This is a genomic window from Corynebacterium sp. (assembly GCF_012837295.1).
Taxonomy (GTDB): Bacteria; Actinomycetota; Actinomycetes; order Mycobacteriales; family Mycobacteriaceae; genus Corynebacterium.
In genome coordinates, this window is record NZ_DURI01000067.1 from 1 (window position 1) to 3,411 (window position 3,411).

A 3,411-nucleotide genomic window follows, 5' to 3' on the forward strand; every position below is an offset into this window, starting at 1 on the left:
AGGAGCTGCTCGAGGCGTTCAAGGAGATGACCCTCGTTGAGCTGACCGAGTTCAAGAAGGCGTTCGAGGACGAGTTCGACGTCACCGCCGCCGCCCCGGTCGCCGTGGCCGCCGCCGCCGGTGGCGACGCCGCCGCCGCCGTCGAGGAGAAGGACGAGTTCGACGTCGTGCTCGAGGACGCCGGCGCCAAGAAGATCGGCGTCATCAAGGCCGTCCGCGAGCTCGTCTCCGGCCTGGGCCTGAAGGAGGCCAAGGAGCTCGTCGAGGGTGCCCCGAAGGCCATCCTCGAGGGTGCGTCCAAGGACGACGCCGAGGCCGCCAAGGCCAAGCTCGAGGAGGCCGGCGCCAAGGTTTCCCTGAAGTAGGGGACCTGCGCCGCGGCATCCCCGCGCCAGCTTTTTCACCGGGCCCCGCCCGCACGCCATTCGCGTGCCGGCGGGGCCCGGTTCTTTTTGCCCGGTGCGCAATGCGGTGGGGGAGTGGCGGCTGAGTAGGATGGGGCGCATGCTTCCCCGTTCGCGCATCATCGCCGTCCTGATCATCGGGCTCGGTGCGGCGATGATCGCCGCCGGCGCTTTCCTGCCCCGACTGGTGTCCGACGACCCCAAGATCCCCCTCGATCTGCCGGACACCACGTACACGCTGCGGGCGGAGGACGGCGTGTCCTCCGCGCTGAACCCCGAGGGCGGCCGCGAGGACGCTTTCGGCCCGGTCCGGCGGCAGTTCCACGGCGAGTTGATCGAGCCGGCGGACGAGCAGCGGGTGTCGGTCCGCATGGGCACGTCCACGACCCGAGAGCTGCCGCCCGAGGTGATGGGCACCGACCCGATCCTCGAGCTCGTCGACGCGGCGGTGTGGACCTTCACCGTCGACCGGCTCTCCGGCGAGTTCCTCGGCCCGGCGATGCTCACGGACCAGATGGCGGGCGTGCCCGTCGAGGTCCCGGTCGACGGGCATTGGGTGAAGTTCCCGGCCGACGCCGGTCCGGTGTCGTATCCGATCTTCGACGATTTCCTGCGCGGCACCGTTCCGGCGGAGTACGTGGGCACGGAAGATCTCGGCGGCAACGAGGTGCTCCGCTACCGCCAGACGATCGCCCCGACGAATCTGGCCACCCGGTACCGGTCGAACTTGACGCAGATCAACGTCGACGACAAGACCGGCTTCCTCACCTACCAGGGCACGCGCGACTGGCTGGTCGAACCCGAGAGCGGCATGGTCGTCGACATCGACGAGGATCTGGATCTGCGGTGGGAGACCCGCGAGGGCGAGCGGCTCCGGACCTTCCTCCGCTTCGTCGGCGGAGTCGACGAGCAGGCCTCTGCCCGCCTCCTGCAGCAGGCGCTGGACGTGGCGGACACGGCGCCGGTGCGCCCGTGGTCGATTGCGCTTCTGGTGATCGGTGCTATCTTGGCGTTCGGCGGAATCGTCGGCGCCCTGCGCCCCGAAGGCCGCGACCGGGAGAACCGGGAGGACCGGGGAAACCGGAAGGGCGATCCAGCGCGCCATTCCTGATCCCGGCCGGGCCGGCCCCGCCGCCGGCGCCTTTCCCGCGACACGTTCCGGCGACCGCATCGGCCAACTGAATTGGGCAACCGTTTCCGGCGATTTTTTCCGGCGAATGATTCCGGCGAGCGTTTCCGGCACCGCGGAATGTGACCCGTACACCTCGGGTACACGTCCCGGACACGCCGTGATCATCCCGGCGACACGCCCACGCAATATCCGGTGGACTTGCGGCCTGCAATGGTATAGGCTGAGTCGTTGCGCTGGAATTAGGTGTGTCGTAGTGTCCCCACTTGACGTGCCGTCCGGGATAACGGGGGCGTCGCAAAGCCTGTGAACTGGTACTTTGCATCCCTGCCGTGGCCCTGACGTGCATCGTCCGCAAGGCTCTGCCCGCTACCGTGTGATTCCTGCAAACCAAACGCTTAAATCCAAGCGGACGGGCGCGCCACCGGTTGCCGGCGCCCCACCCGCGTGAGGTGCTGGAAGGACCCATCTTGGCAGTCTCCCGCCAGACCAAGGCAGTGGCCGGTATTCCCGGAGCTTCGAAGAGGTACTCTTTCGCGAAGATCAGCGAGCCGATTCCGGTTCCGGGTCTTCTCGATCTGCAGCGTGAGTCGTTCGCATGGCTCATCGGCACGCCCGAGTGGCGCGCCCGCCGCCAGGAGGAACTCGGCGACGGTGCTCAGGTCACCAGTGGACTCGAGGACATCCTTGACGAGCTGTCCCCGATCGAGGACTACTCGCAGAAGATGTCCCTTACCCTGTCCGACCCCTGGTTCGACTCCGTGAAGAACACGGTGGACGAATGCAAGGACAAGGACATCAACTACTCGGCCCCGCTGTACGTGACGGCCGAGTTCACCAACCGAGAGACCGGCGAAATCAAGTCGCAGACGGTCTTCATCGGCGATTTCCCGATGATGTCCGACAAGGGCACGTTCATCGTCAACGGCACGGAGCGCGTCGTCGTGTCACAGCTCGTCCGTTCCCCGGGCGTCTACTTCGACGAGACCATCGACAAGTCGACCGAGCGCCCCCTCCACTCCGTCAAGATCATCCCGTCGCGCGGCGCGTGGCTGGAGTTCGACGTCGACAAGCGGGACACCGTCGGCGTCCGCATCGACCGCAAGCGCCGCCAGCCGGTCACCGTGCTGCTGAAGGCGTTCGGCTGGACCACCGAGGAGATCAAGGAGCGCTTCGGCTTCTCCGAGATCATGATGGCGACCCTCGAGAAGGACGGCGTCGCCAACACCGACGAGGCCCTCCTCGAGATCTACCGCAAGCAGCGCCCGGGCGAGCCCCCGACGCGCGAGTCCGCGCTGGCCCTGCTGGAGAACAACTTCTTCAAGCCCAAGCGCTACGACCTGGCCAAGGTCGGCCGCTACAAGGTCAACCGCAAGCTGGGCCTCGGCGGCGACGGCGTCGGCGAGATGGTCCTCACCGAGCAGGACATCGCCACCACCATCGAGTACCTCGTGCGCCTGCACGACGGCGAGAAGACCATGACCTCCCCCGACGGGCGAGAGGTTCCGGTCGAGGTCGACGACATCGACCACTTCGGCAACCGCCGCCTGCGCACCGTGGGCGAGCTCATCCAGAACCAGGTCCGCGTCGGCCTCTCCCGCATGGAGCGCGTCGTCCGCGAGCGCATGACCACGCAGGACGTCGAGTCGATCCAGCCGACCACGCTGATCAACGTCCGCCCGGTGTCCGCGGCCATCCGCGAGTTCTTCGGCACGTCGCAGCTGTCGCAGTTCATGGACCAGAACAACTCGCTGTCCGGCCTGACCCACAAGCGCCGCCTGTCGGCGCTGGGCCCCGGCGGCCTGTCGCGCGAGCGCGCCGGCCTCGAGGTCCGCGACGTCCACCCGTCGCACTACGGCCGCATGTGCCCGATCGAGA

At 67.5% G+C, this 3,411-nt stretch carries 2 protein-coding genes and 1 pseudogene; all 3 read left to right on the forward strand.

From position 1 onward, the window contains the following. Window positions 1-365, forward strand: a 365-nt coding sequence (gene rplL / locus GX015_RS02370; RefSeq protein ID WP_291342501.1) for a 50S ribosomal protein L7/L12, incomplete at its 5' end; no start/stop codon positions are given. A gap of 139 nt (window positions 366-504) precedes the next feature. After that, window positions 505-1,515: a DUF3068 domain-containing protein gene (locus GX015_RS02375; protein WP_291342503.1), complete on the forward strand. Its 1,011-nt coding sequence runs from the start codon at window positions 505-507 to the stop codon at window positions 1,513-1,515. Window positions 1,516-1,985: 470 nt separating this feature from the next. Further along, window positions 1,986-3,411 (forward strand): annotated as a pseudogene (locus GX015_RS02380) (DNA-directed RNA polymerase subunit beta); the annotation flags it as partial.

Bases quoted from the DNA above. Each gene is read 5' to 3' on its own strand.
- GX015_RS02375 (WP_291342503.1), top strand. From the start codon at position 505: ATGCTTCCCCGTTCGCGCATCATCGCCGTCCTGATCATCGGGCTCGGT.